22 protein-coding genes and 1 tRNA gene are annotated in these 25,637 nt (G+C 62.3%); 14 read left to right on the plus strand and 9 right to left on the minus strand.

Annotated features, from left to right (window positions below):
* Positions 1-38 precede the first annotated feature (38 nt).
* Entirely contained in the window at positions 39-1,277 is a 1,239-nt protein-coding gene (locus tag QN219_RS15650; protein ID WP_284000651.1) for a lytic murein transglycosylase, read from the plus strand.
* A 10-nt stretch (positions 1,278-1,287) separates the two neighbouring features.
* Here QN219_RS15650 and QN219_RS15655 read toward each other — a convergent pair whose 3' ends face one another.
* Positions 1,288-1,791 (minus strand): GrpB family protein, encoded by a 504-nt coding sequence (locus QN219_RS15655; RefSeq protein ID WP_284000881.1) that lies wholly within the window; start codon positions 1,789-1,791, stop codon positions 1,288-1,290.
* A 145-nt stretch (positions 1,792-1,936) separates the two neighbouring features.
* Positions 1,937-3,553, minus strand: coding sequence for an MFS transporter (locus QN219_RS15660; RefSeq protein ID WP_284000652.1), 1,617 nt, complete (start codon positions 3,551-3,553; stop codon positions 1,937-1,939).
* 277 nt (positions 3,554-3,830) lie between these two features.
* On the opposite strand from QN219_RS15660, the gene rimP reads away from it, so the two are divergent.
* The 11 genes from rimP to QN219_RS15715 all read left to right on the plus strand — a co-directional run bounded on the left by rimP (position 3,831) and on the right by QN219_RS15715 (position 17,971).
* A complete protein-coding gene (gene rimP, locus QN219_RS15665) occupies positions 3,831-4,448 on the plus strand; it encodes a ribosome maturation factor RimP (RefSeq protein WP_284000653.1) in 618 nt (205 codons plus the stop codon).
* A 45-nt stretch (positions 4,449-4,493) separates the two neighbouring features.
* Positions 4,494-6,104, plus strand: coding sequence for a transcription termination factor NusA (gene nusA / locus QN219_RS15670; RefSeq protein ID WP_284000654.1), 1,611 nt, complete (start codon positions 4,494-4,496; stop codon positions 6,102-6,104).
* A 5-nt stretch (positions 6,105-6,109) separates the two neighbouring features.
* Positions 6,110-6,802 (plus strand): RNA-binding protein, encoded by a 693-nt coding sequence (locus tag QN219_RS15675; protein WP_284000655.1) that lies wholly within the window; start codon positions 6,110-6,112, stop codon positions 6,800-6,802.
* A 105-nt stretch (positions 6,803-6,907) separates the two neighbouring features.
* A complete protein-coding gene (gene infB, locus QN219_RS15680) occupies positions 6,908-9,568 on the plus strand; it encodes a translation initiation factor IF-2 (protein ID WP_284000656.1) in 2,661 nt (886 codons plus the stop codon).
* Between the two features lie 180 nt (positions 9,569-9,748).
* The gene (rbfA, locus tag QN219_RS15685) at positions 9,749-10,153 is read left to right on the plus strand and encodes a 30S ribosome-binding factor RbfA (protein WP_284000657.1); all 405 of its coding nucleotides are present in this window, start codon (positions 9,749-9,751) and stop codon (positions 10,151-10,153) included.
* An 11-nt stretch (positions 10,154-10,164) separates the two neighbouring features.
* The gene (gene truB, locus QN219_RS15690; RefSeq protein ID WP_284000658.1) at positions 10,165-11,100 is read left to right on the plus strand and encodes a tRNA pseudouridine(55) synthase TruB; all 936 of its coding nucleotides are present in this window, start codon (positions 10,165-10,167) and stop codon (positions 11,098-11,100) included.
* A gap of 343 nt (positions 11,101-11,443) precedes the next feature.
* Positions 11,444-13,183, plus strand: coding sequence for a sensor histidine kinase (locus tag QN219_RS15695; protein ID WP_284000659.1), 1,740 nt, complete (start codon positions 11,444-11,446; stop codon positions 13,181-13,183).
* A 326-nt stretch (positions 13,184-13,509) separates the two neighbouring features.
* Positions 13,510-13,779 (plus strand): 30S ribosomal protein S15, encoded by a 270-nt coding sequence (gene rpsO, locus QN219_RS15700; RefSeq protein ID WP_284000660.1) that lies wholly within the window; start codon positions 13,510-13,512, stop codon positions 13,777-13,779.
* A gap of 454 nt (positions 13,780-14,233) precedes the next feature.
* Positions 14,234-16,387, plus strand: coding sequence for a polyribonucleotide nucleotidyltransferase (gene pnp / locus QN219_RS15705; RefSeq protein ID WP_173511269.1), 2,154 nt, complete (start codon positions 14,234-14,236; stop codon positions 16,385-16,387).
* 82 nt (positions 16,388-16,469) lie between these two features.
* Positions 16,470-17,486 (plus strand): class I SAM-dependent methyltransferase, encoded by a 1,017-nt coding sequence (locus tag QN219_RS15710; protein WP_284000661.1) that lies wholly within the window; start codon positions 16,470-16,472, stop codon positions 17,484-17,486.
* 275 nt (positions 17,487-17,761) lie between these two features.
* Complete coding sequence (locus QN219_RS15715; RefSeq protein WP_284000662.1) at positions 17,762-17,971, plus strand: hypothetical protein; 210 nt, start codon at positions 17,762-17,764, stop codon at positions 17,969-17,971.
* 30 nt (positions 17,972-18,001) lie between these two features.
* Here the strand turns inward: QN219_RS15715 and fabI are convergent, their stop codons facing one another.
* The 3 genes from fabI to fabA are packed head-to-tail and all read right to left on the minus strand — an operon-like array spanning position 18,002 to position 20,597.
* Positions 18,002-18,808 (minus strand): enoyl-ACP reductase FabI, encoded by an 807-nt coding sequence (fabI, locus tag QN219_RS15720; protein ID WP_284000663.1) that lies wholly within the window; start codon positions 18,806-18,808, stop codon positions 18,002-18,004.
* Positions 18,809-18,812: 4 nt separating this feature from the next.
* The gene (gene fabB / locus QN219_RS15725; protein ID WP_269279416.1) at positions 18,813-20,033 is read right to left on the minus strand and encodes a beta-ketoacyl-ACP synthase I; all 1,221 of its coding nucleotides are present in this window, start codon (positions 20,031-20,033) and stop codon (positions 18,813-18,815) included.
* Between the two features lie 48 nt (positions 20,034-20,081).
* The gene (gene fabA, locus QN219_RS15730) at positions 20,082-20,597 is read right to left on the minus strand and encodes a 3-hydroxyacyl-[acyl-carrier-protein] dehydratase FabA (RefSeq protein WP_173511264.1); all 516 of its coding nucleotides are present in this window, start codon (positions 20,595-20,597) and stop codon (positions 20,082-20,084) included.
* 486 nt (positions 20,598-21,083) lie between these two features.
* On the opposite strand from fabA, the gene irrA reads away from it, so the two are divergent.
* Positions 21,084-21,506: an iron response transcriptional regulator IrrA gene (gene irrA / locus QN219_RS15735; protein ID WP_173511263.1), complete on the plus strand. Its 423-nt coding sequence runs from the start codon at positions 21,084-21,086 to the stop codon at positions 21,504-21,506.
* Positions 21,507-21,518: 12 nt separating this feature from the next.
* Here irrA and QN219_RS15740 read toward each other — a convergent pair whose 3' ends face one another.
* From QN219_RS15740 to QN219_RS15755, 4 genes are all read right to left on the minus strand, one after another.
* Positions 21,519-22,154, minus strand: coding sequence for a trimeric intracellular cation channel family protein (locus QN219_RS15740; protein WP_284000664.1), 636 nt, complete (start codon positions 22,152-22,154; stop codon positions 21,519-21,521).
* 107 nt (positions 22,155-22,261) lie between these two features.
* Positions 22,262-23,050, minus strand: a complete 789-nt coding sequence (locus QN219_RS15745) for a YdcF family protein (RefSeq protein ID WP_284000665.1) — start codon at positions 23,048-23,050, stop codon at positions 22,262-22,264.
* Positions 23,051-23,244: 194 nt separating this feature from the next.
* A tRNA-Ala gene (locus QN219_RS15750) sits at positions 23,245-23,320 on the minus strand.
* 244 nt (positions 23,321-23,564) lie between these two features.
* Positions 23,565-23,954, minus strand: a complete 390-nt coding sequence (locus QN219_RS15755) for a TIGR02300 family protein (protein ID WP_284000666.1) — start codon at positions 23,952-23,954, stop codon at positions 23,565-23,567.
* A gap of 283 nt (positions 23,955-24,237) precedes the next feature.
* Here QN219_RS15755 and aroA point away from each other — a divergent pair, with 283 nt between their 5' ends.
* On the plus strand, positions 24,238-25,584 hold the full coding sequence (aroA, locus tag QN219_RS15760) for a 3-phosphoshikimate 1-carboxyvinyltransferase (protein WP_284000667.1): 1,347 nt from the start codon (positions 24,238-24,240) through the stop codon (positions 25,582-25,584).
* Positions 25,585-25,637 lie beyond the last annotated feature (53 nt).

Consider the following 25,637-nt stretch of genomic DNA (forward strand, 5'->3'; position numbering starts at 1 on the left):
GCCGCGCGCATCGCGCGCCACCTCATTCAGGAAGCCAGATGCTGAAACTCCTTTCTGCCTTGATCCTTTGCCTTAGCTCCTTTGCCGGCCTTTCCTTCGCGGCTTCGAAAGCCGACGTGGAGGGGCAGTTCCGCCAATGGCTGCAGAACGACCTCTGGCCAGAGGCGCAGAAATCCGGCATCTCGGCCGCATCCTTCAAGGCGGCCTTTGCCGATGTGAAGCTCAATTGGGACCTGCCCGACCTTGCGCCTCCCGGCTTCCCGAAGCCGAAGGAGCGCAAGCAGAGCCAGGCGGAGTTTTCATCTCCCGGTTCCTATTTTTCCGAGAAGCGACTGCAGGGATTGGCGGTGACCGGCCGAAGCCTAGCCTCCGCCCACGCCTCGACCTTGAAGCGCATCGAACGCACATACGGCGTTCCCGGGCCGATCGTGCTGGCCATCTGGGGCCGGGAATCCGGCTTCGGGCGGGCGAAGATCCCGCATCCGATCATGGACGTGCTGGCGACCAAGGCCTTCATGTCGACGCGGCCCGAGCTTTTTCGGCGCGAACTGATCGCCGCGCTGCACATTCTCGAAAGCGGCGACGTCCGGGAGACGCAGATGCGCGGATCGTGGGCCGGCGCCATGGGCCAGCCGCAGTTCCTGCCGTCGAGCTTCCTGAAATATGCCGTGGATTTCGACGGCGATGGACGCCGCGACATCTGGAATTCGGTGCCGGACAGCCTGGCTTCGATCGCCAACTACCTTTCGAAGAAAGGCTGGCAGGGCGGTCGTGACTGGGGCTTTGAAGTCCTGATCCCCGAGACCGTTTCCTGCGCCCAGGAAGGGCCGGATCTGGCGCGCCCGATCACCGACTGGGCCGGCATGGGTATCTCCCGCATCTCCGGCAAGGCTTTTCCGCCGGCGGAGCGCGCGGCATCCGGCATGATGCTGGTGCCGGCCGGGATCCATGGACCGCAATTCATCGTCACGCCGAATTTCTACGTGATCAAGGAATACAACAATTCGGATCTCTACGCGCTCTTCATCGGCAACCTGGCCGATCGCATCGCGTCCGGCGGCGGCGCCTTCCGGGGACAGTGGGGCGATGTCGGAAACATGCTGCGTTCCGACGTGCTGGCGATGCAGAAGGCGCTCGTTTCCAAGGGCTACGACGTCGGCAAGGTGGATGGCCTGCCGGGCTACAAGACGCGCCGCTCGCTCGGCGACTGGCAGGCGAAGAACGGCCTGTCCGCCACCTGCTTCCCGGCTGCCTCGCTGAAGGCGCAGCTGCGCTGACTGAACCGCACTAGGCGGACGCTTGTCGCACGATCTTCGCGACGAAGTCAGATTTGCCGCCAGTGTAGAATTTCCAGTCGCCGTTTGCCTCCGCTGCCAGTTTGCGCTTCAGAGCGGCATATTCGGCAGCGTCAACCGGATGAGTACGGAGCCAATCGCGAAATAGCATGCGTTTGAAGTGCGTGGGGTTCTCCGGCCCGCAGAGATAGAGCCGAGTGCCATAGGAGCCGTGGCCTGAGGTGAACGTCCACATGCCATCACTGTATGGATCGCCGTGGAAGGTAAAGTCGCAGCACACCTTCACTCGCTCGACTGCGTCGACAACGATCGCATTGCTGCGAAGCACTGCGTCGATGTCAATTTTGGGCTTCGCACAAAGGCCGACGACCGATGTGCTCCCGACATGGTGAATGTCATCCACCATGCCACCGATCAGTTCCATGATCCGACTCTTTCCCTCCTCAAATAGACCGGGCCATGCTGGGTTGTAATCAACAACCTTTATCGCGCTCATTGGTGCAGTCACTCGGTTGGATTTTGATTGCAGCATGTCCGATTCGAAGAGTTGGTAGAATGCCTTATTGCTGGCTGGGCTGTCCTAAGAGCGAAAACCGGAATTTCCGCTCCGGTACTAAGTGTCAGATTTTCGTGTCCGCACCTCAATGCATCTCGACCGGCCGCTTGTAGCGCTCATAGTGTTCTGGAACGATGGTCTGCCGCTCGATCATCCGGTGGACGCGCGGCGGCGCCGTGTCGCGGTGGAGCGCCGTCAGCTTGTCACCGACCGCCGCATCGGCCTGCGTGCGCCGCTGGTTGTGCCGGACATATTCGACCCAGGTCGGCACGTGATAGGTTTCGGTCCAGGTCGTCGGGTTTTCGAGGTCGCGCATCAGTGCCCAGTGCCCCGCGCCGTCACGGATGCGGATGCGGCGGCGTTCCGCCATGGTCGTCAGGAATTCGGGAATGTCGGGTTCGTGGATCTCGTAGTCGATCATGATGACGATCGGGCCGCTGCGCGGCTTGAGATCGAGTTGAAGCGGCGGCTCGTTGAAACGGTTGAGCGGGTCGAGGTTCAGCGACCTGAATTCCGGCAGGGCGAAACGTAAGCCGACGGCCGCTCCGGCAAGCATGAGGAGACAGGAGCCGATGAGCGCGTTGGCGGCGCCGTATTGCTCGGCGGCAACGCCCCAGAGCCAACTGCCGCCGGCAATCCCGCCGAAGGTCATGGTCTGGTAGAGGGAAAGTGCCCGCCCGACCACCCAGCGCGGAGTCGAGAGCTGAACCGTGGTGTTGAACAGCGACAGCGCCAGCACCCAGCAGGCGCCGGAGACGGCGAGGGCGAGCGAGGTTAGCCACGCCTCAGTGCTGATCGCCGTAACCGCCGCGCTTACGGCAAAGCCGGCGAAGGCGTAGCGCACGATCGCTTCGCTTGACAGGTGTTCGCGAAGCCTGGCGCTGAGGAGCGCGCCGCCGATCGCGCCGAGCCCGAAGGCACCAAGCATGATGCCGTAGGTGAGCGGACCGCCGCCGACCAGATCGCGGGCGACGAGCGGCAGCAGGGCAAGGATGGCGCTTGCCGACAGGCCGAAGACGAAGCCGCGCAGCAGGACCTTGCCGATGTTGGGCGACATCGCGACATAGCGAAGCCCGGCCGAAACCGCCCGGCCGAGTGTTTCTCGCGGCAAGGGGTTTTCCGGAATGTCCCGTTTCCAGCGGGCAACGGCGAAGAGGATCGCGAAATAGCTGAGTGTGTTGGCTGCGAAGGCTGCGGCGGCACCTGCGGCTGCAACGATCGCGCCGCCGATCGCCGGACCGACGCTGCGGGTAATGTTGAAGCCCATGCTGTTCAGTGCCACCGCCGCCGGCAGGTCATCGCGCGGCACCATGTCGCCGACCGATGCCTGCCAGGATGGATTGTTGAGCGCCGTGCCGCACCCGATCAGGAAGGTGAAGAGCAGAAGGAGCCACGGCGTGATCAGGCTTAAATAGGCGCAGACGGTAAGCACGGCCGAGACGCTGAGCATGAAAATCTGTGCGATGAGCATGATCCGCCGTCGGTCGAAATTGTCGGCAAGCGCACCCGACACCAGCGAGAAAAGCATTATCGGCAGCGCAGTGGAGGCCTGCACCAGCGCCACCATGTTCACCGACTGCGAGATGGAGGTCATCAGCCAGGCAGCGCCCACCGCCTGGATCAGTCCGCCGAAATTGGAGGCAAGACTGGCGATCCAGATGATCCGGAACGTGTCATGTTTGAAGGGGGCCAGGGGCGACATGCGGTTCGTCACCTCGTCTTCTCTTTCGTTTGACCAAAGCGTAGCGAAGCGGATGCTTCCTTATAGACTGCGAAATGTGGCGTGCCAGCCGCTGAAATTTACAATCGGACGGGAAAGCGACCCCACTCTCGGCCGCCGTCCCGGGCCGCGGCCACAAGCCTTGCAATTTGCGGCGATGAAGCGTATATGAGCCTCAAATTCTTGATCGGTTAGATGAAGAGTGGGCCCGACAGGACCCGCTCTTTTTTATTAGCCGGTCCGATGAGGAGACGATCGTTTGTCCGATAAGACAACGGCTGAAAATGCAAATGAACCGCGGCTGATCACCGAAACCGGTCTCGATCAGCGTGTTGCAGACATCATCGAGCCCGTGCTCGTGCAGATGGGCTTCCGGCTCGTGCGCGTCCGCATGTCCGGCCAGAACGGTTTGACGCTGCAGGTCATGACGGAGCGCAACGACGGCACCATGACCGTCGAGGATTGCGAAGAGGTTTCCAAGGCCATTTCGCCTGTTCTCGATGTGGAAGATCCGATCGACAAGGCGTATCATCTGGAAGTGTCGTCGCCGGGCATCGACCGCCCGATGGTGCGCAAGTCCGATTTCTTCCGCTGGCAGGGCCATCTGATGAAATGCGAGACTTCGGTGATGGTCGACGGTCGCAAGCGGTTTCGCGGCAAGATCGTGTCGGTGGACGAGGACAGCTTCCGTCTCGAGCGGGACCAGCCCGCCTATGGCGAGGAGGCGGTTGTCGCAATCCCGTTCACGGCGCTTTCGGATGCTCGCCTGATCCTGACCGACGACCTGATCCGCGATGCGCTGACGGCCGACAAAAAGGCGAAGGCGGCGCGCGCCGCCAACGAGAATTTCGAAGACGAAGATTCACCTATCGAATAAGGCAGGGCGCGCCTCAAGGCCCCTGCAACCAGACGGAGACAAGATATGGCAGTCAGTGCTAACCGGCTCGAACTTCTGCAGATCGCAGATGCTGTGGCACGCGAAAAGGTGATCGACCGCGAGATCGTTCTGGCCGCGATGGCGGATGCCATCCAGAAGGCGGCTCGTTCGCGTTATGGCTCGGAATCGAACATTCGTGCGGACATCAATTCGAAGACCGGCGAAATCCGTCTGCAGCGCCTTCTGGAAGTGGTCGAGAAGGCTGACGACTATTCGACGCAGATCCCGCTGGAGCTTGCTCGTGATCGCAATCCCGACGCCAAGATCGGCGATTTCATCGCGGATCCGCTGCCTCCGATGGATTTCGGCCGCATCGCCGCGCAGTCGGCCAAGCAGGTGATCGTGCAGAAGGTTCGCGAGGCCGAGCGTGACCGCCAGTACGAGGAATTCAAGGACCGCGTCGGTGAGATCGTCAACGGTACGGTGAAGCGTGTCGAATACGGCAACGTCATCGTCGATCTCGGCCGTGGCGAAGGCATCATCCGCCGCGACGAGATGATCCCGCGCGAAAACATGCGCTACGGCGACCGCGTCCGCGCTTTCGTCTACGATGTGCGCCGCGAACAGCGCGGGCCGCAGATTTTCCTGTCGCGCACGCATCCGCAGTTCATGGTCAAGCTCTTCACCATGGAAGTGCCGGAAATCTACGACGGCATCATCCAGATCAAGTCGGTTGCTCGCGATCCCGGCTCGCGCGCCAAGATCGCCGTTGTCTCCAACGACTCGTCGATCGATCCGGTCGGCGCCTGCGTCGGTATGCGCGGTTCCCGCGTTCAGGCCGTCGTCGGCGAGCTTCAGGGCGAGAAGATCGACATCATTCCGTGGTCACAGGACCCGGCCTCGTTCATCGTCAACGCACTGCAACCGGCGGAAGTCGCCAAGGTGGTTCTCGACGAGGATGCCGAGCGCATCGAAGTCGTGGTTCCGGACGAGCAGCTTTCGCTTGCCATCGGCCGCCGCGGCCAGAACGTCCGCCTCGCCTCCCAACTGACCGGCTGGGATATCGATATCCTCACCGAGCAGGAGGAAAGCGAACGCCGTCAGAAGGAGTTCAACGAGCGGACGCAGCTCTTCATGGAAGCGCTTGACGTCGACGAGATGGTCGGCCAGGTGCTCGCCTCCGAAGGCTTTGCGCAGGTCGAGGAACTCGCCTATGTAGAGCTCGACGAAATCTCATCGATCGATGGTTTCGACGATGAGACGGCGACCGAGATCCAGACCCGCGCCCGCGAGTACCTGGACAAGATCGAGGCGGAGATGGACGCCAAGCGCAAGGAACTCGGCGTCGCCGATGAACTGCGCACGATCAACGGGTTGACCAGCCAGATGCTGGTTGCGCTCGGCGAAGAGGGCATCAAGACCGTCGAGGACTTCGCCGGTTGCGCCGCCGACGATCTCGTCGGCTGGACCGAGCGCAAGGACGGCGAGACCAAGCGCTTCGAGGGCATCTTCTCGAAGTTCGAGGTAACCCGCGAAGAGGCCGAGGCGATGATCGTCCAGGCGCGTCTGGCCGCCGGCTGGATCACCGAAGAGGATCTGGCGAGCGAGGCGGAAGAGCCGATCGAGGTCGCCGAAGGCGCCGAGCAGGACGCCTGATCACGATGATTGCGGAAACCGATGCTGACACCCTGCCTTCGGACAAGGGTCCGAAGGATCGGAGCGGCAGCAGCCGGACCTGCATCGTCAGCCGCGAGAGCGGGTCGCCTGACGAGTTGATCCGCTTCGTTGCCGGTCCCGACGGGCGCGTCGTGCCGGATCTGAAGCGGCAGCTTCCCGGGCGCGGATGCTGGGTCAAGGCGGAACGGGCGCTTGTCGAGAAGGCGGTAGCGAAGAAGCTCTTCGCCCGTGCTCTCAAGGCCGACGTCAAGGCCGACGCCGCGCTGGCGGAGGATGTCGACAGGCTGCTCGCCGAGCAGCTTGCCGGAATGATGAACATGGCGCGCAAGGCGGGCCAGTTCATCTCCGGGGCGACGAAGACGGAACAGGCGGTGCGGGGTCTCGCGGCGCTTGCCGTATTCCACGCGATCGATGCCGCCGCCGACGGGGTGCGCAAGATCGATCAGGCCCGCAAGGCGATGAGTTTCGTCGCCGAAGACGGAAAGGAAATAGCCGCATTCCGCCCCTTCACGGGGGCAGAAATGGACGGGCTTTTGGGAAGTAATGCTTTTATCCATGCCGCAGCGCTTGCAGGGCAGGCGGGTGAGGGTGTAGTGAAGCGCGCAATCATGCTCGAAAAGTACCGAGGATCTGTCCCGGTCCGGGCCGAAGGCGGCGCTGGCAAGCCACAGCAATGACACGCGTCACCGGCAAAGGCCGGCATCGCGAGCATTGTTTGAGACAATTTGGAAGACAGGGTCAGGTGTTTCGTATCCGGCCCTGATCGCTAGGAACGGAACGGAATGACCGACAACAAAGACGACAAGACGATCAGCGTAGCGGGCAAGAAGACGCTGACCCTGAAACCCTCCGGGGTTCAGCAGGGGACAGTGCGTCAGGATATGGGCCGCGGCCGCACCAAGGCGGTAGTGGTTGAAACCAAGAAGCGGCGTCATTCCCGTCCTGAAGACGAACGGCCGATTACGCCCGCAACGCCTGCAGCGCGTGCGCCGGAACAGCGGCCCATGCCGCCGCAGCCGTCCGGCCGCCCCGCGCCACAGCCGCAACCGCATCAGCCGCGCCAGGAGCAGAACCGCCCGCGCGTCGGCGTTGTGCTGAATGATCTTTCCGCCGGTGAGATGGAAGCCCGCCGTCGCGCCTTGGCGGAAGCCCAGGTTCGCGATGCCGAGGAAGCCAAGCGCCGCGCTGAAGAGGAAGCCCGCCGTCGACGCGAGGAGGAAGAGCGCGCTGCCCGTGAACGGGAAGAGGCTGCTCGCCGCGCCGCCGAAGAAGCCGAACGTCCGGCGGTTGCCGCCGAAAAGGTCGAGGAAGCGCGGCCGGCCGCTGCCGCGCCAACCGTCACCGCAGAACGCCGCCCTGACAACCGTCCGCAACCACCGCGTCCGGCTCCCGCAGCGCCGCCGGCGCCTGCCGCAGCCGCGCCTCGCGGCCGTCGCGCGGGTGACGAGGAGGAGGATGATCGCGGTGCACGCAGCGCCGGCCCCGCGCGAGGCAAGGTCGTGCGTCCGGAACCCGCAAAGCCGGTCACGCGTCCCAAGGGCGATGACGGCCGTCGCCAGGGCAAGCTGACATTGACGGCTGCCGTCGACGAAGACGGCGGTCAGCGCGGACGTTCGCTCTCGGCGATGCGTCGCCGGCAGGAAAAGTTCAAGCGAAGCCAGATGCAGGAGACCCGCGAGAAGATCTCGCGCGAAGTCGTTCTGCCGGAAACGATCACCATTCAGGAGCTGTCGCAGCGCATGTCCGAACGCGCCGTCGACGTCATCAAGTTCCTGATGAAGGAAGGTCAGATGATGAAGCCGGGCGACCTGATCGATGCCGATCTCGCCGAGCTCATCGCCGGCGAATTCGGTCACACGGTCAAGCGCGTTTCCGAATCCGACGTCGAGGAAGGCATTTTCAACATCACCGACACCGAAGAGAGCATGGATTCGCGTCCGCCGATCGTCACGATCATGGGTCACGTCGACCACGGCAAGACGTCGCTGCTCGACGCGATCCGCCACGCCAACGTGGTTGCCGGCGAAGCGGGTGGGATCACCCAGCACATCGGCGCCTATCAGGTCGAGCAGAACGGTCAGAAGATCACCTTCATCGACACTCCCGGCCACGCTGCCTTCACGGCCATGCGTGCTCGCGGTGCCCAGGCGACGGACATTGCCGTCCTCGTCGTGGCGGCCGATGACAGCGTGATGCCGCAGACGATCGAGTCGATCAACCACGCCAAGGCGGCCAACGTGCCGATCATCGTGGCGATCAACAAGATCGACAAGCCGACGGCGAACCCGCAGAAGGTTCGCACCGAGCTGCTGCAGCACGAAGTCTTCGTTGAATCGATGGGCGGTGAAGTTCTCGACGTCGAAGTCTCGGCGAAGAACCATACCAACCTCGACAGGCTGCTCGAGGCGATCCTGCTGCAGGCCGAAATCCTCGACCTCAAGGCCAATCCGAACCGGACGGCCGAAGGAACGGTGGTGGAAGCCGAGCTCGACCGCGGCCGCGGTGCGGTCGCCACCGTTCTCGTTCAGAAGGGTACGCTTACCCCCGGCCAGATCATCGTCGCCGGCGACCAGTGGGGCCGCGTGCGTGCTCTCGTCAACGACAAGGGCGAGCATGTGAAGTCCGCCGGCCCGTCGACGCCGGTTGAAGTCCTCGGTCTGTCCGGCACGCCGGCCGCCGGCGACAAGTTCGCGGTCGTCGAGAACGAAAGCCGTGCGCGCGAGATTTCCGAATATCGCCAGCGGCTTGCGCGTGAGAAGATGGTTGCGCGCCAGTCCGGCTCGCGCGGTTCGCTCGAGCAGATGATGACCCAGCTCCAAACCTCCGGTATGAAGGAGTTCCCGCTGGTCATCAAGGGCGACGTGCAGGGCTCGATCGAAGCAATTGCCGGCGCTCTGGAGAAGCTCGGGACCGACGAGGTGCGCGCGCGCATCGTGCATTCGGGCGCGGGCGGTATCACCGAGTCGGATATCTCGCTCGCCGAAGCCTCGAACGCCGCGATCATCGGCTTCAACGTCCGCGCCAACAAGCAGGCGCGCGATGCGGCCGAGCGTGCCGGCATCGAAATCCGCTACTACAACATCATCTACGATCTGGTGGATGACGTGAAGGCGGCGATGTCCGGTCTGCTGTCGCCCGAACGGCGCGAAACCTTCCTTGGCAATGCCGAGATCCTGGAGGTGTTCAACATCACCAAGGTCGGCAAGGTCGCGGGTTGCCGTGTCACCGAGGGCAAGGTCGAGCGTGGCGTGGGCGTCCGCCTGGTGCGCGACAACGTCGTCATCCACGAGGGCAAGCTCAAGACGCTCAAGCGCTTCAAGGACGAAGTTTCGGAAGTCCAGGCCGGCCAGGAATGCGGCATGGCCTTCGAGAACTACGAAGACATCCGCGCCGGCGATACGATCGAGTGCTTCCGCGTCGAACACGTGACGCGCACACTCTGATATCCGTCCGGTTGAGATCGTGCGAGCGCCGACTGAGCTTCGGCGCTCGCGCTTTTTGGAGCGGGATAAGAAAAGCGCGGCCGGTCGCCGCCCGCATCCCGCGTTTGATTAGATATCGATCCCGTTTGTGATTTTGAGCTAATTCAATCCAAGATCACAGCGTGATCCGAGGTAAGCATGATGACTAAATCCACATCCTCCGCTCCTTCCCAGCGCATGCTGCGTGTCGGGGAACAGGTGCGCGCCGCGATCACGCAGGTCCTGCAGCGTGGCGAGGTTCGCGATCCGTTGATCGAAAAGACGGTGATTTCCATTTCCGAGGTTCGCATGTCGCCGGATCTGAAGATCGCTACCGCCTATGTCACTCCTCTCGGCGTGACCGATCATGGCGCGGTGATCGAGGCATTGAACCGCAACGCGAAGTTCATTCGCGGACGGCTCGGACCGCAGCTCCGTCAGATGAAATATATGCCGGACGTCCGTTTCAGGGACGACACGAGCTTCGACAACTACCAGAAGATCGATGCGCTGCTGCGCTCGCCCGAGGTGAGCCGCGATCTCGATCCCGATGCCGACGAAGAATAGAACAGGCAACGATGTCCAAACCACGCAAACCCAAGGGGCGCCCGGTCTCGGGCTGGCTTATTCTCGACAAGCCGCTCGATTTTGGTTCCACCGAGGCCGTTTCGAAGATCAAGTGGCTGTTCAAGGCGCAAAAGGCGGGCCATGCCGGCACGCTTGATCCGCTGGCCTCCGGCATGCTGCCGATCGCGCTTGGCGACGCGACGAAAACCGTGCCCTACGTGATGGATGGCCGGAAGATCTACGAGTTCACCGTCGCCTGGGGCGAGGAGCGGACAACCGACGATCTCGAGGGCGAAGTCGCCCGTTCGTCTGCTGAACGGCCGACGGAAGAGGCGATCCGCGCGCTGCTGCCGAAATATACCGGTGTGATCAGCCAGGTGCCGCCGCAATTCTCCGCGATCAAGATTGACGGCGAACGCGCCTACGATCTCGCCCGCGACGGGGAGGCGGTCGAAATTCCGGCTCGCGAGGTGGAGGTCTTCCGGCTTTCGCTGATCGGATGCACGCCGCATCTGGCGCATTTCGAGATCGAGTGCGGCAAGGGAACCTATGTCCGCTCGCTTGCCCGCGATATGGGCCGCGATCTCGGCTGTTTCGGCCATATCGCCTCGCTGCGCCGCACTTTCGTGGCCCCCTTCGGCGAGGACGACATGGTGCCGCTTGCCGATCTCGTTGCGCTGGAGAAGGTCGAGGACGAGGCCGAGCGGCTCGCGGCGCTGGACAATTTTTTGATCGAGACGGGTGAAGCTCTTTCCGGATTGCCGCACATTGCCGTCAGCGATGACCAGGCCCATCGCCTTAAGATGGGCAATCCGATCATCCTGCGCGGCCGCGAGGCACCTCTGCCCACTCCCGAGGCCTATGCGACGGCGCGGGGCAAGCTCGTGGCGATCGGCGAGGTCGCCGAAGGCGAATTCCGACCGAAGCGGGTGTTTGCCACGTCTTGATCCGACCGCTGTACTGAATGTTTTTATTCTTAAATCCTAGCCGATTTAAGAATAAAACATGCAACAATTCCAAGCGTTAAAGCGTGCGTTGCGCGTCTGAAAAGACGCGCGCCGCTGTAGACGGTTTGCGTTTGGCGGAACGCTGACGCATGATCGGCTGGTGACGATTCGATCTGTTCGGCGCAAGCTGCGGATATGGCCATTCGTAGCAGTCGAGGCCAATCCGAGGTCGCGATTACGCCATTCGCGTCAACCCGTAGCGGTTGTATGGCCGGCGCGTGGAGTGCACGGGACCTTGTCGTGGTCACCGGGGCACGACGACAGACGGTGAGAGGCGGCCGGGGTGACTGAGGTGTCAGGGAAAGACCAGGAAGAAGCTTCGCGCGGCGACCTGCAGGCTGCTGCGGCGTTCGTTCGGGACCGTCTGCGCCGGCCGTTCAGCTTTTATCTGATCTCGCTGCTGCTGATCGCGATCGTGCCTTCCTTCATCTTCGCCTTCGTCATCCTGAAGCGCAGCGTGGACGCGCAGGAGCAGGTCGTGACATCGCTCCTGAAAGCCTCGACGGGCTCCGTCACGCGCATCGTCGAGCGCGAGATCGAGGGCATGCTGACGACGCTCAAGGTGCTGTCGGCCTCGAGTGCGATCGAGCTTCGCGACATGCGTGTCTTCTACGACCAGGCTTCGGTCGCCCTGGCCGACAGCGATTCCGATCTGGTCGTCATAGACAGGAATCACCAGCAGAGACTGAATACCCGCCTTCCCTTTGGCGCACCGCTTGGACGGGCATCGGATCCGGAGTCGATCGAACTTGCCTTCAAGAACAAGGGTCCGCTCGTTTCGGGCGTGTTCTTCGACAACACCGACGGGCGATGGGTCTTCAACGTCTATCTTCCGGTGAGCTTACCGACAGGGGAGAGCTATCTGCTGGGCTTGACGCAGAATGCCGCGGGCATGGCCAAGGCCGTCAATCGCAACACGCTGTCGCCCGGCTGGAATGCCGCATTGGTGGACGGCGAAGGCAAGGTGATTGTTTCTTCGGATGCCGCCGTTAAATCGGGCGAAGCGTTCTTCCTGGACAAGCTGCCGGCGATCAGCATCGGCGTCGCCAACATCAGCGAAAACGGCATGGACTATCGCGTCGCGACGGAATTTTCCATGGTGACCGGCTGGCGCATCGCCGCCTGGGCGCCGCGTGCGCTCGTCGACGCGCCGATACTGTGGTCGTTCTTATGGCTGTCGCTCGGCGGCATCATCTTCGCAAGCATCGCCGTGGCGGGATCATTGACCATCGCCCGCCTGCTCTCGCAAGGGGTGAAGCTGCTTGCAATGGACGCACGACGTCTCGGTGCCGGCGAGCCGATCAAACCACGTCGATACGTGATCACCGAGGTCGAAGACGTATCGAGCGCCTTCGCCCGGGCGGCGGCGGCCCGCAGCAAGGCGGAAGGGGAAATCCGCTTTCTGATGCGGGAGGTCGCGCACCGCTCGAAGAATCAGCTCACCGTCATTCAATCGATGTTGAACCAGTCCGCCTCTTCCACCGAGAACGCATCGGAATTCGCCGAGGCATTTCGAAAACGTATAGCGGGCCTTGCCCGATCGACCGACCTGATGGTCGCAAACGCTGCCCTCGGCGTGGATCTCCGTGAACTGGCGCAGAACCAGCTGCAACCGTTTGCACCCGACGATCCGCAGCGCATCGTCCTCAGCGGTCCGGCCTTGCGGTTGGAACCACAGGTGGCGCAGATGCTCGGCATGGCGCTGCATGAACTTGCGACGAACGCGACCAAATACGGCGCACTGGCCAACGCGACCGGTATCATCAGGCTCGATTGGTGGGTCTCGGATGGCATGATCGCCATTCGCTGGCGCGAGGAGGGGGCGGATATCGCCGCGCCACCCAAGCGAGCACCCGGGCAGGCGCCGGCGCGAACGGGCTTCGGGACGGTCGTGCTCGAGCGCATGCTCGGCATGGCGCTCGGGGCCGAACTCGAAAGGACCATGCACCCCGACGGCATCGAGTGGACCATCCGGATTCCGCGCGGCGGCAGGGACGACGGAACGGCCGAAACGGGAAGTTGATGGCGCCTCACTTCTTGGAAGTCCTGCATGTTTCCGAAAATCGGAGCCGATTTAAGGGCGAAGACATTCAGCAATTCAAAGTGCTACAACCTGCTTCGCGTGTCTGATGAGACGTGCGGCACTGTAGCCTGTGGGCCGGCAGCAAACCGGCAATTGAAGCATGGCGAGTGCGCTTCGTATCGCGGGTTTCATGACCCTTTCCTTTTCGGTACATTTCGTTTATAGGCACGCCAGCGAAAGGCGCTGCCTCTTCGTATGAACGGCCCCGGCTGGACGACATCCCGGCTGCCGGCGACCTGAAATCCTCGAACTGAAAGGATCATCCGATGTCGATTAATGCAGAGCGCAAGGCTCAGCTCATCAAGGAATTCGCGACCGCTGAAGGCGACACCGGTTCTCCGGAAGTCCAGGTTGCGCTCCTGACGGAACGGATCAACAACCTGACCGAACACTTCAAGGGCCACAAGAAGGACAACCATTCCCGCCGTGGTCTTCTCGCGATGGTTTCCAGCCGTCGTTCGCTCCTCGACTATCTGAAGAAGAAAGACGAAGCGCGCTACACCAAGCTGATCGGTGCCCTGGGCATCCGTCGCTAAACGACTTTGTCCGGCGGGCCGCCTGCGGTCCGCCGGCTTTTTTTCTACAGCGCCGTGGGTCCTTTCAGGCGCACAAAGGTCGCTGTAGTGCTTGAAATCGCTGCATGTTTTGTACTTGGACCGGTCGGCTCAAGGAGGCATGCAGCAGGGCGTTTGATCGCCTTGATTATCTCTCCTCGAGCGCCGGAGGCGCAGGACCGGGAGAGAACGTCCAGCGGACCGGATGGGCCGGTATCGCGGATCAACCGATGGCCCGTCATGGGGCAGGATTGCAGGATGCTTCGGCGCCTGCTTGCCGGAGCGCTACCACACGGGCAGCGCGGCAAAGCGGTAACGAGCCGGTTCTTTTTGAAGCCTCCCGTTGTCTTGCCCGTGATGCGCCACCACCAAGCGGCATTCAGATCATCCGCGCTGCAACAGCCGCGGAAGGTCTCCCGCACACGAAGGACAGAACATGTTCGAGACCCACAAGGTAGAAATCGAATGGGCAGGGCGTCCGCTCAAGCTCGAAACCGGCAAGATCGCGCGTCAGGCTGACGGTGCCGTTCTCGCGACCTACGGCGAAACCGTGGTGCTTGCCACCGTCGTTTCGGCCAAGGCTCCGAAGCCGGGCCAGGATTTCTTCCCGCTCACCGTCAACTACCAGGAAAAGACCTATGCTGCCGGCAAGATTCCCGGCGGTTATTTCAAGCGTGAAGGCCGCCCGAGCGAAAACGAAACGCTCGTTTCCCGCCTAATCGACCGGCCGATCCGTCCGCTGTTCCCGGAAGGCTACAAGAACGACACGCAGGTGATCGTCACGGTCATGCAGCATGACCTGGAAAACAATCCGGATGTCGTTTCCATGGTCGCCGCCTCCGCCGCGCTGACGCTTTCCGGCATTCCGTTCATGGGGCCGATCGGCGGTGCCCGTGTCGGCTACATCAATGGCGAATATGTGCTGAATCCGCACCTGGACGAGATGGACGAATCCTCTCTCGACCTCGTCGTCGCAGGCACGCAGGAAGCCGTGCTGATGGTCGAATCGGAAGCCAAGGAGTTGCCGGAAGACATCATGCTCGGCGCTGTGGTCTTCGGTCAGAAGGGCTTCCAGGCGGTGATCGACGCGATCATCAAGCTCGCCGAAGTCGCTGCCAAGGAACCGCGCGAATTCGAGCCGGAAGATCATTCCGCGCTTGAAAACGCCATGCTCTCGATTGCCGAAGACGAACTGCGCAATGCCTACAAGATCACCGAGAAGGCTGCCCGCTACGCTGCGGTCGATGCCGTCAAGGCCAAGGTGAAGGAACACTTCCTGCCGGAAGGCATCGAGAACCCTGCTCACACGGCGGAAGAAATCGCTTCGGTCTTCAAGCACCTGCAGGCCAAGATCGTTCGCTGGAACATCCTTGACACCCAGAGCCGTATCGATGGCCGCGACCTCGTCACGGTCCGCCCGATCGTCGCCGAAGTCGGCATCCTGCCGCGCACGCACGGTTCCTCGCTCTTCACCCGCGGTGAAACCCAGGCGATCGTCGTTGCGACCCTCGGCACTGGCGAAGACGAGCAGTATGTCGATTCCTTGACGGGCATGTACAAGGAAAACTTCATGCTGCACTACAACTTCCCGCCTTTCTCGGTCGGTGAAACGGGCCGCATGGGTTCCCCGGGCCGTCGCGAAATCGGTCACGGCAAGCTCGCCTGGCGCGCCATCCACCCGATGCTGCCGACGGCGGAACAGTTCCCCTACACGCTGCGCGTCGTTTCCGAAATCACCGAGTCCAACGGCTCCTCCTCGATGGCCACCGTCTGCGGCACCTCGCTGGCGCTGATGGATGCAGGCGTCCCGCTTGCCAAGCCGGTCGCCGGTATCGCCATGGGCCTCATCAAGGAAGATGACCGCTTCGCCGTTCTCTCCGACATTCTCGGTGATGAAGATCATCTCGGCGACATGGACTTCAAGGTTGCAGGCACGGACGCCGGTATCACGTCGCTGCAGATGGACATCAAGATCGAGGGCATCACCGAAGAGATCATGGGTGTAGCGCTCAATCAGGCGAAGGGCGGCCGTCTGCACATTCTCGGCGAAATGGCCAAGGCCATCTCCGAGAGCCGTGGCCAGCTTGGCGAATTCGCGCCGCGCATCGAAGTGATGAACATCCCGGTCGACAAGATCCGCGAAGTCATCGGCTCGGGCGGCAAGGTCATCCGCGAAATCGTCGAAAAGACCGGCGCCAAGATCAACATCGAGGACGATGGTACGGTCAAGATCGCATCCTCCTCCGCCAAGGAGATCGAAGCGGCCCGCAAGTGGATCCACTCGATCGTTGCCGAGCCGGAAGTCGGTCAGATCTATGAAGGCACGGTCGTCAAGACCGCCGATTTCGGTGCTTTCGTCAACTTCTTCGGCGCCCGTGACGGCCTCGTCCATATCTCGCAGCTCGCTTCCGAGCGCGTCGCCAAGACGACTGATGTCGTCAAGGAAGGCGACAAGGTCTGGGTCAAGCTGATGGGCTTCGACGAGCGCGGCAAGGTTCGCCTCTCCATGAAGGTCGTCGATCAGGCGACCGGCAAGGAAGTCGTCGCCGAGAAGGCCGAGAAGAAGGACGGCGGCGAAGCGGCTGAATAAGCCGGCCCCGCCAAGGGACTCGGGGGCGCGGAGCGGATCGCTTCGCGCCCCCTTTCTGTAAGCAAAGAACGGATTCGATCCCATGAGCCGCGACGCACTGAAAACCCTGTTTCACCCTTTCGATACCGGTGTCATCGATCCGCCGGGGGAGGGCGAGCGCGTGCTTTTCCTTGGGGCGGAGGCGGGCTACAGGCTGCCGCGGGACTTTTCCGCGTCGATTGCCGCCGTGCAGCCGCTCAAGTCTCTCCATCGCGCGCTGGAAGCGGCGCGTGTCGACGTGACGCCGCTTGCCGAGGGCGAGGGCTATGACGCGGCACTGGTGCTCTGCGGCAAGCACAAGGGCGAGAACGAGGACCGGATCGCCGAGGCGCTCAAGCGCACCCGCGGCGGCGCGCTGATCGTGGTGGCAGGCGGCAAGGAGGACGGCATCCAGCCTCTGCGCAAGAAGATCGGCAAATTCGGCTGGGATGGGGATTCTCTGCCGAAATACCATGGCGTTGCTTTCTGGTTCACGCGGCCGGAAGATGTCTCGGAAGCCGTGTCGGCGCTCGCCAAGGTGCCGGTGCGTGTCGATGGGCTGTTCGAGGCGTCGCCCGGCATGTTCTCCCACGACCGCGTGGATGCGGGTTCCGAGCTTCTTGCCTCCCGTCTGCCCAAAGATCTTACCGGCCATGCGGCGGATTTCGGTGCCGGTTGGGGTTATCTGTCGGTGATGCTCGCCCATGCCTCGCCTGGGCTGAAGGGCATCGATCTCTTCGAGGTGGATTATGAAGCGCTGGAGGCGGCGCGCGTCAACATGACGGCGAACGCACCCTCGACGCCGGCCCGCTTCTATTGGCACGACCTGACCACCGAGGAGACGCGCGACAAGTACGACCTGATCGTCATGAATCCGCCCTTCCACGAGGGACATGCCGCAGAACCGTCGCTCGGCGCCGCGATCATCAAATCCGCTGCCAAGGCTCTAAAGCACGGCGGCAAGCTGATGCTGGTCGCCAATCGCGGCCTGCCCTATGAGCAGGTTCTCGCGGAAAACTTCAAGGAAAGTGGCGAGACCTGCCGCAACGCGCGCTTCAAGGTGCTCTGGGCGAAACGGTAGAGCAATCCAGGTCGGCTTGCGCCGCTCTGCAGCGCCGTGCGTCGAGGCGCAAAGGGCGGCGGAGCGCTTTGAATTGCTGTATGGCTCCTTGAATCGACTCCGATTTAAGGCGTTATGGTAGCGGTTGATCCGGTCTGTTCGGATGGCGTGTCGCTTCCTTGTGACGCGCCGCTTTCCTGTTGCCAGAAAGAACGATCGGGCACACCATGTTGATGCCGGCCATCGTGATCGTAGAGGAGCAGGCTATGGGATTTGGACCCGCTCGACCCCCCATGATGGAAGATGTTGAAGAGGTGATCGCGCGCGATATCAAGAACGCCGAGGGACATGGCGCTACGGCGGAAGTTCCCTTGCCGTTCCTGCGCAGCCTCTATCGCGTGCCGCTGGCGCCGGCAAGGCTGAAATACATGCGCGGCGCGTCCACCGTTGTCGGCCTCGCGCTGGCGGCTATCCTGCTCGCATTGATTTGGGCGACAGCGGCCTGATCCGGGTTGCGACAACCCGGATCGGCTACCTTACTCCGCGTCGGCCGTTCGCAACGCCTCGAGTGTCGGCATCGAGGTGATGTTGTAGCCGGAATCCACATAGTGGATCTCGCCGGTCACGCCGCGCGAAAGATCGGAAAGAAGGTACAGCGCGGAATTGCCGACGTCGTCGATCGTCACGGTGCGGCGCAAGGGCGAATTCTTCTGCTGCCAGGAAAGCATCGCGCGTGCGTCCGAGATCCCGGCGCCGGCGAGTGTGCGGATCGGCCCGGCGGAGATCGCGTTGACGCGGATGCCGCGCGTGCCGTAGTCGGCGGCGAGATAGCGCACCGAGGCTTCGAGCGCCGCCTTGGCAACACCCATTACGTTGTAGTTTGGCATGACCCGCGTCGAGCCGCCATAGGTCAGTGTCAGCATCGTGCCGCCTTCGCTCATCAGTTCGGCGGCCCGCCTGGCAATCTCGGTGAAGGAGAAGCAGGAGATGACCATGGTGCGGCTGAAATTGTCGCGCGTGGTGTCCGCGTAGAGTCCCTTCAGCTCGCTCTTGTCGGAGAAACCGATGGCGTGGACGACGAAATCGAGCCGGCCCCAACGCTCCTTGATGGCCGCAATGACTGTATCGACGGAGGCGATATCCTCGACGTCGCATGGCAGCAGGAAGTCGGAACCGACCTCGGCGGCGAGCGGCTTCACGCGCTTGCCGAGCGCTTCGCCCTGATAGGTGAAAGCAAGTTCGGCGCCCTGGGCGGCCAGCGCCTTGGAGATTCCCCAGGCAATAGAATGGTTGTTGGCCACACCCATGATGAGGCCGCGCTTTCCGTTCATCAGTCCGTTCATTGTGTTATCCGTTGTAGCGCTGGAAGACGAGCGTCGCGTTGGTGCCGCCGAAACCGAAGGAGTTCGAAAGAACCGTGTCGATCTTTGCGTTGTCGATCCGCTTGCGAACGATCGGTACGCCTTCGAACTCGGGGTCGAGCTCGCTGATATGCGCGCTTTCGCCGATGAAGCCGGCCTGCATCATCAATAGGCCATAGATTGATTCCTGCACGCCGGCAGCGCCCAGGGAGTGGCCCGTCAGGGACTTGGTCGATTGGATGTGCGGCATATTGGTGCCGAACACTTCGCGAATGGCGCCGATTTCCTTGGAGTCGCCGACCGGGGTGGAGGTTCCGTGGGTGTTGATGTAATCGACGTCGCCCTTCACCGTGGCGAGCGCCTGGCGCATGCAGCGCACGGCGCCTTCGCCGGAGGGCGCGACCATGTCGTAACCGTCGGAGGTCGCGCCATAGCCGACGATTTCGGCGTAGATCTTGGCGCCGCGGGCCTTGGCACGCTCCAACTCCTCGAGCACCAGCACGCCGGCGCCGCCGGCAATCACGAAGCCGTCGCGGTTGACGTCATAGGCGCGCGAGGCCGACGACGGCGTCTCGTTAAACTTCGAGGACATCGCGCCCATGGCATCGAACAGGTTGGACATGGTCCAGTCGAGATCCTCGTGGCCGCCGGCGAACATCACGTCCTGCTTGCCCCACTGGATCATCTCCGCGGCATTGCCGATGCAATGCGCCGAGGTCGAGCACGCCGATGAGATCGAGTAGTTGACGCCATGGATCTGGAACCAGGTCGCAAGCGTGGCCGACGCCGTCGACGACATTGCCTTCGGGACCGCGAACGGGCCGATGCGCTTCGGGCTCACGTTCTTGCGGGTGACGTCGGCAGCCTCGACGATGGTGCGCGTCGAGGGACCGCCCGAGCCCATGATGATGCCGGTGCGCTCGTTGGTGATGTCGCCGGCTTCGAGTCCCGAGTCCGCGATTGCCTGCTTCATCGCCACATGGTTCCAGGCGCCTCCTTGGGACAGGAAGCGCATGGCACGCCGGTCGACGAGTTCCGTCGGGTCGAGCGACGGCGCGCCCCAGACCTGGCACTTGAAGCCATTCTCGGCGAAGTCAGGGGAAAACGTGATGCCCGACTTCGCATCGCGCAGCGACGCGGTGACTTCGTCGGCATTGTTACCGATCGAGGAAACGATGCCGAGGCCCGTGACAACAACCCGTCTCATGGTAATGACCTTCTCTTAAACTTGAACCCGTCTTGGCCGTTTTGCGGCTCAGTCCGCCTTTTCCTGGAAAAGACCGACCCTGAGATCGCTGGCCTTATAGATCACTTCGCCGTCGGCCTTCATCCAGCCGTCGGCAATGCCGAGCACCAGGCGGCCCCGCATCACGCGCTTGAAGTCGATGCCGTATTCGACCAGCTTGTTCTTCGGCGTCACCATGCCTGTGAATTTTACCTCGCCTGTGGAGATCGCGCGGCCCTTTCCGGGCTCGCCGAGCCAACCGAGGAAGAAGCCGGTCAGCTGCCACATGGCATCGAGACCCAGGCAGCCGGGCATGACGGGATCGCCCATGAAATGGCAGGGGAAGAACCAGAGATCCGGCGTGATGTCGAACTCGGCGCGGACGTAACCCTTGTCGTGGGGGCCGCCGGTTTCCGAGATATCGGTGATGCGGTTGAACATCAGCATCGGCGGCAATGGAAGCTGGGCATTGCCGGGGCCAAACATTTCACCTCGGCCGCAGGTCAGGATTTCCTCATAGCTGAAGCTGGATTGTCTGGTCGTCATGAATGGTTGTTTCCCCGATCGACTGAATGTTCTCCGACCTGCTTTAGTGCAAGTTCGGACTAAATTGAAGCGTGGCCTGCGCCAATGGCTATGCTGCCTGTCGCAGTTTGCGCTCCGCGAGACCCCTACAGCGCCGCGCGTCTTGTCAGACGCGCAAAGGGCGCTGTAGCACTTTGAGTTGCTGAATGTTTTTATCCTTAAATCGGCTCCGATTTAAGGAAACATGCAGTAGGTTAGTACGGATGCCGGCGGAATGCCGCTTCACATTTTCTCTCATCCGGCTCTTATTGGCGATATCGTTGCGCCGTCGCTTACAATATGAATGTGGGCACGACCAGAGCTAAATGCCAGCCTTCCCCCGCTTTGGGCCGATTTTCAGGCGTTTGCGCCCCTGGAAGCTCGGAATCTATTGAAAGCGGCGCCAGCAGAAGTTATATCGCAAACAGATAACCTGTGAATTTAGCCAGGATACCGAAGCGGCTGCGCATGACGAAAGCACCACAAATGTGTTCGCAGGACAGGCTGCGCAACTCGGGTTTGCGCCCGACGCGCCAGCGTATCGCGCTTGCGGACCTCATTTTCGCAAAGGGCGACCGTCATTTGACCGTCGAGGAACTGCACGAGGAGGCGGTCGAGGCGGGCGTTCCGGTTTCGCTCGCGACCGTCTACAACACGCTCCACCAGTTCACCGAAGCGGGAATGATCCGCGTGCTCGCGGTCGAAAGCGCCAAGACCTACTTCGACACCAATGTTTCCGATCACCATCATTTCTTCGTCGAAGGGCAGAATGAGGTGCTCGACATTCCGGTGAGCAACATCCAGATCGACAATCTTCCGGAGCCTCCGGAAGGCATGGAGATCTCGCACGTCGACGTCGTGGTACGTCTGCGCCGTAAGTCCGACCGCTAACCCCTTTACCTGCTACATCACGTCCCTCGGGTCGCGCCCCGGGCCTGCCCTGCCGGTCGGCAAGGTCCAGCCGTATTTCAGTGCGCCGCCGCGCACCGCGAAGGCGGAGAGCACGCCGAGTGCCGAGGTCGCGATGAGCGGCATGCCGACCATTGTGGCGAACACGAAGGCGCCGGCGCCGACGAGCGCGGCGGTGACATAGACCTCCGGCCTCAGCAACACGGACGGCTCGCCCGCCAGCAGGTCGCGGAGAATGCCGCCGAAGGTCGCCGTCAGCATGCCGGTGACAAGGGCGACGGTCGGCGAACCCGTCGCCGCCAGGCCCTTCGCTGCCCCCATGACGCAATAGGCGGAAAGACCGATCGCATCGAGCCACACCAGCATGCGATAGCGCGAGTCGAAAAGATGGGCCGTGAAGAACAGGATCAGGCCCACCGAGGCGCAAACGAGCAGATAGGTCGGGTTGAGCACCCAGAACACCGGTGTGGCACCCAGGACCACGTCGCGCATCGTGCCGCCGCCGATCCCGGTGACCGACGCCAGGAAGAGATAGCCGATAATATCGAGCTGCTTGCGGGACGCCGAAAGCGCGCCGGTCGCCGCGAAGACGGCCACGCCGGCATAGTCAAGAATTTCGAGGATCGGCATGGATGCTCCGCTCTGTGCCGCGTCGATCCGGAATCGATGCGCTCCATGATTTTTACCGCAAGCTTCCTAACAAATCAGCGGGCAGCAAGCGTTGCTCCGGCGCTGCGTCATCGCGGCAGGATCGTTTGCGTCCGGCCGAGGAGATAGTAGGCAAGCAGCCCTGTCCATTCCTTGGCCGCCGTCGTCGCCAATTGCGCATTGAGCGAGGGCTGGGTGAAATCGAAACCGAGGCGCACGTTGCCACTCGTTCGATAGTCCGCGGGCCAGGGCATAACCTCGATGCCGAACGAACGAAAGAGGCCGATGGAGCGCGGCATGTGATAGGCCGAGGTGACGAGCGCGCAACGCTCCATCCCGCTCGCGCTCAGCAAATCCTTGGTATTTCGCGCGTTCTCAAAGGTGGTCCGCGATTCCTCCTCACGGATCAGGCGGTCGGGGGCGATGCCGAACGTGTCGAAGAAGGTCCTCGAGATCTCGGCGTCGCCCGCATAGCCGCCGCTCAAGGAGCCGTCACCGCCCGAAACGAGGATGCGCGCGGCAGGATGAGCCTTGGCGAGCCGGACCGTCTCTACGAAGCGCTCCGCTGCCTGGTTGAGTTCGATCCCGCCGCGCCCGGCAATAACCACGTTCTCAAAGGCGCCGCCAAGCACGATGATGCAGGAGAGTTCTGCGGGTTCCGACGAGGGGCGGGTAAACCGGTCCTCGAGGATCTGCAGGAAATAGGGGCCCGTCGTCGTGAAGAGGCTCAGGAACAACACCACGAGGCCAAATGAGCCGAATACGCCGCCGATACGTGCGCGGCCGAGCAGCGCCAGCAGAAAGCCGATGAGAACGCTGAAGAAAGCGAGCGAAAGCGGCTGGGCAAGGAGCCAGAAGATCTTGGAGGCAAGAAACATGAGATGACTGTTCTGGCGCCCGGCCGGTTAATTTTCTGTAAAATCCGGCATGATCGAGTGGACAACAAGGCCCTCGTACTCGTCACCGCCCGAAAGTGTCATCGTCGCGTACGCAACGGTATTGCCGAGCAATGCGTGCGAAGAAGGGCAGCCTTGGCCGTCACAGGTTTTCGTATCGTGATATCGGAAGAGTTTGGTGGAGCTAAGCGGGATCGAACCGCTGACCTCTTGCATGCCATGCAAGCGCTCTCCCAGCTGAGCTATAGCCCCATCAGGGTCCGGCAATGCCGGTTCCGGGAAATCGTCGGGCTTTGTGCCCGGCGAGTGGCGGCTTATTACTTCTGCTTTTCGCGGATGGCAAGCCGAAAATTCAAGGCCGGTGCGATTTTATTTCTCGTCCCGGGAAGCGCCCCGACCGCGAGAGTTGCAGCGGGCGGGGCAGCTTTCGTGCGTATTTTGAAACGCTTAATGCGGCATGCGTGCGGCGGTTCTTCCGCCCACGTCCCCGAAACTATTAGACGTCTTCATCCTCGTCGGAGACGCCGATGAGGTCGCTCATATCGTCGTCGTCGTCTTCGTCGTCGGTTTCGAGGAACGTGTCGTCGTCGTCGCCGTCGATTTCAACGTCGTCATCGCCGAGATCCGGAAGGTCGTCGCCGCCCGATGCCTCCTCGTCGGCATCCTCGAGCGAAACGAGTTCGACTTCGGTGTTCTCTGCGTCGACTTCCGTTACGTCTTCCTCTTCTTCCTTCTCGAGCACCTTGGCGACGGAGCTCTCCTCGAAGAAGGACAGCGGATAGGACTTGCCGGTATAGGGGGAGACGATCGGATCACGGTTCAGATCGTAGAATTTGCGCCCCGTTTCCGGGTCGATGCGCTTTGTTCCAAGTTCCGGTTTTGCCACAGTCAAAGCCTCTTGAATGGCCGGACGAGCCGGCTCTTGCCGGTCAGCCGGCGGTGGAAAGGGTATCAAGCTTATGATGATTAGCCGGTCCCCATAATCGTCTTGACAGCATCTGTCAAAGGCAAACTTCCGTCGCCGGCCGGCCCCTCATTTTCTTCGCGCCGGGAGATGACCCCTTTCACTCTTTATGTTAGGGAGCGCGCCAGATGACGGTTCGTCCGCGCCTGCATTCCGGGTGGGCGATTTGCGGGCCGTCCTAGCCGGATTGTCAGAGGAAAACATCATGTCGCATGGCTTGAGCCCGAAGCCCGCCACCGCACGCAAGTCGTCCGATCTCAAGGGCACCGTCCGTATTCCCGGCGACAAGTCGATTTCGCACCGCTCCTTCATGTTCGGCGGTCTCGCTTCGGGCGAGACGCGGATTACGGGCCTGCTCGAAGGCGAAGACGTCATCAATACCGGCAAGGCGATGCAGGCGATGGGCGCGAAGATCCGCAAGGAGGGTGAGACCTGGATCATCGACGGCGTCGGCAACGGTGCCCTGCTCGCCCCCGAGGCGCCGCTCGATTTCGGCAATGCCGGCACCGGCTGCCGGCTGACCATGGGCCTCGTCGGAGTCTACGATTTCGACTCGACCTTCATCGGCGATGCCTCGCTCACCAAGCGGCCGATGGGGCGCGTGCTGAACCCGCTGAGAGAAATGGGCGTCCAGGTGAAATCGGCCGAAGGAGACCGGCTGCCGGTGACGCTGCATGGACCGACGACGCCGAACCCGATCACCTACCGCGTGCCGATGGCCTCCGCCCAGGTGAAATCCGCCGTGCTGCTCGCCGGCCTCAATACGCCCGGCATCACCACGGTCATCGAGCCGGTGATGACGCGCGATCATACGGAAAAGATGCTCAAGGGTTTCGGTGCTAACCTGACCGTCGAGACCGACGCAGACGGCGTGCGCACAATTCGCCTCGAAGGCCGCGGCAAGCTGACGGGCCAGGTGATCGACGTGCCCGGTGACCCGTCCTCGACCGCCTTCCCGCTGGTGGCCGCCCTCCTCGTGCCAGGCTCGGACGTCACCATCCTGAACGTGCTGATGAACCCGACGCGCACCGGCCTCATCCTGACGCTGCAGGAAATGGGTGCCAACATCGAAGTCATGAATGCGCGCCTCGCCGGCGGCGAGGATGTCGCCGATCTCCGCGTGCGTCATTCGGAGCTGAAGGGCGTCACCGTGCCGGAAGAGCGCGCGCCGTCGATGATTGACGAATATCCGGTGCTCGCCGTCGCTGCCGCCTTCGCCGAAGGCGCGACCGTGATGAACGGCCTTGATGAACTGCGCGTCAAGGAATCCGACCGCCTCTCCGCCGTCGCCGACGGCCTGAAGCTCAACGGCGTCGACTGCGATGAAGGCGAAACCTCGCTGGTCGTGCGCGGCCGCCCCAGCGGCAAGGGCCTCGGCAACCCCTCAGGCGGTGAGGTCAAGACCCATCTCGATCACCGCATCGCCATGAGCTTCCTCGTCATGGGACTCGCCTCGGAACATCCAGTGACGGTCGACGACGCGACGATGATTGCGACGAGCTTCCCGGAGTTCATGGATCTAATGACGAGGCTCGGCGCGAACATGGAGTGAGATTAATATATGCATGTTGGGTGCGCTGTCGTGCTCGTGCGGCGCTAATGGCT

This window comes from Sinorhizobium sp. 8-89, from assembly GCF_030124325.1.
In the GTDB taxonomy this organism is placed as follows: Bacteria; Pseudomonadota; Alphaproteobacteria; order Rhizobiales; family Rhizobiaceae; genus Sinorhizobium.

Bases quoted from the DNA above. Each gene is read 5' to 3' on its own strand.
- QN219_RS15650 (WP_284000651.1), top strand. From the start codon at position 39: ATGCTGAAACTCCTTTCTGCCTTGATCCTTTGCCTTAGCTCCTTTGCC.
- QN219_RS15655 (WP_284000881.1), bottom strand. From the start codon at position 1,791: ATGAGCGCGATAAAGGTTGTTGATTACAACCCAGCATGGCCCGGTCTA.
- QN219_RS15660 (WP_284000652.1), bottom strand. From the start codon at position 3,553: ATGTCGCCCCTGGCCCCCTTCAAACATGACACGTTCCGGATCATCTGG.
- nusA (WP_284000654.1), top strand. From the start codon at position 4,494: ATGGCAGTCAGTGCTAACCGGCTCGAACTTCTGCAGATCGCAGATGCT.
- QN219_RS15675 (WP_284000655.1), top strand. From the start codon at position 6,110: ATGATTGCGGAAACCGATGCTGACACCCTGCCTTCGGACAAGGGTCCG.
- infB (WP_284000656.1), top strand. From the start codon at position 6,908: ATGACCGACAACAAAGACGACAAGACGATCAGCGTAGCGGGCAAGAAG.
- rbfA (WP_284000657.1), top strand. From the start codon at position 9,749: ATGACTAAATCCACATCCTCCGCTCCTTCCCAGCGCATGCTGCGTGTC.
- truB (WP_284000658.1), top strand. From the start codon at position 10,165: ATGTCCAAACCACGCAAACCCAAGGGGCGCCCGGTCTCGGGCTGGCTT.
- rpsO (WP_284000660.1), top strand. From the start codon at position 13,510: ATGTCGATTAATGCAGAGCGCAAGGCTCAGCTCATCAAGGAATTCGCG.
- pnp (WP_173511269.1), top strand. From the start codon at position 14,234: ATGTTCGAGACCCACAAGGTAGAAATCGAATGGGCAGGGCGTCCGCTC.
- QN219_RS15710 (WP_284000661.1), top strand. From the start codon at position 16,470: ATGAGCCGCGACGCACTGAAAACCCTGTTTCACCCTTTCGATACCGGT.
- QN219_RS15715 (WP_284000662.1), top strand. From the start codon at position 17,762: ATGGAAGATGTTGAAGAGGTGATCGCGCGCGATATCAAGAACGCCGAG.
- fabI (WP_284000663.1), bottom strand. From the start codon at position 18,808: ATGAACGGACTGATGAACGGAAAGCGCGGCCTCATCATGGGTGTGGCC.
- fabB (WP_269279416.1), bottom strand. From the start codon at position 20,033: ATGAGACGGGTTGTTGTCACGGGCCTCGGCATCGTTTCCTCGATCGGT.
- fabA (WP_173511264.1), bottom strand. From the start codon at position 20,597: ATGACGACCAGACAATCCAGCTTCAGCTATGAGGAAATCCTGACCTGC.
- irrA (WP_173511263.1), top strand. From the start codon at position 21,084: ATGACGAAAGCACCACAAATGTGTTCGCAGGACAGGCTGCGCAACTCG.
- QN219_RS15740 (WP_284000664.1), bottom strand. From the start codon at position 22,154: ATGCCGATCCTCGAAATTCTTGACTATGCCGGCGTGGCCGTCTTCGCG.
- QN219_RS15745 (WP_284000665.1), bottom strand. From the start codon at position 23,050: ATGTTTCTTGCCTCCAAGATCTTCTGGCTCCTTGCCCAGCCGCTTTCG.
- aroA (WP_284000667.1), top strand. From the start codon at position 24,238: ATGTCGCATGGCTTGAGCCCGAAGCCCGCCACCGCACGCAAGTCGTCC.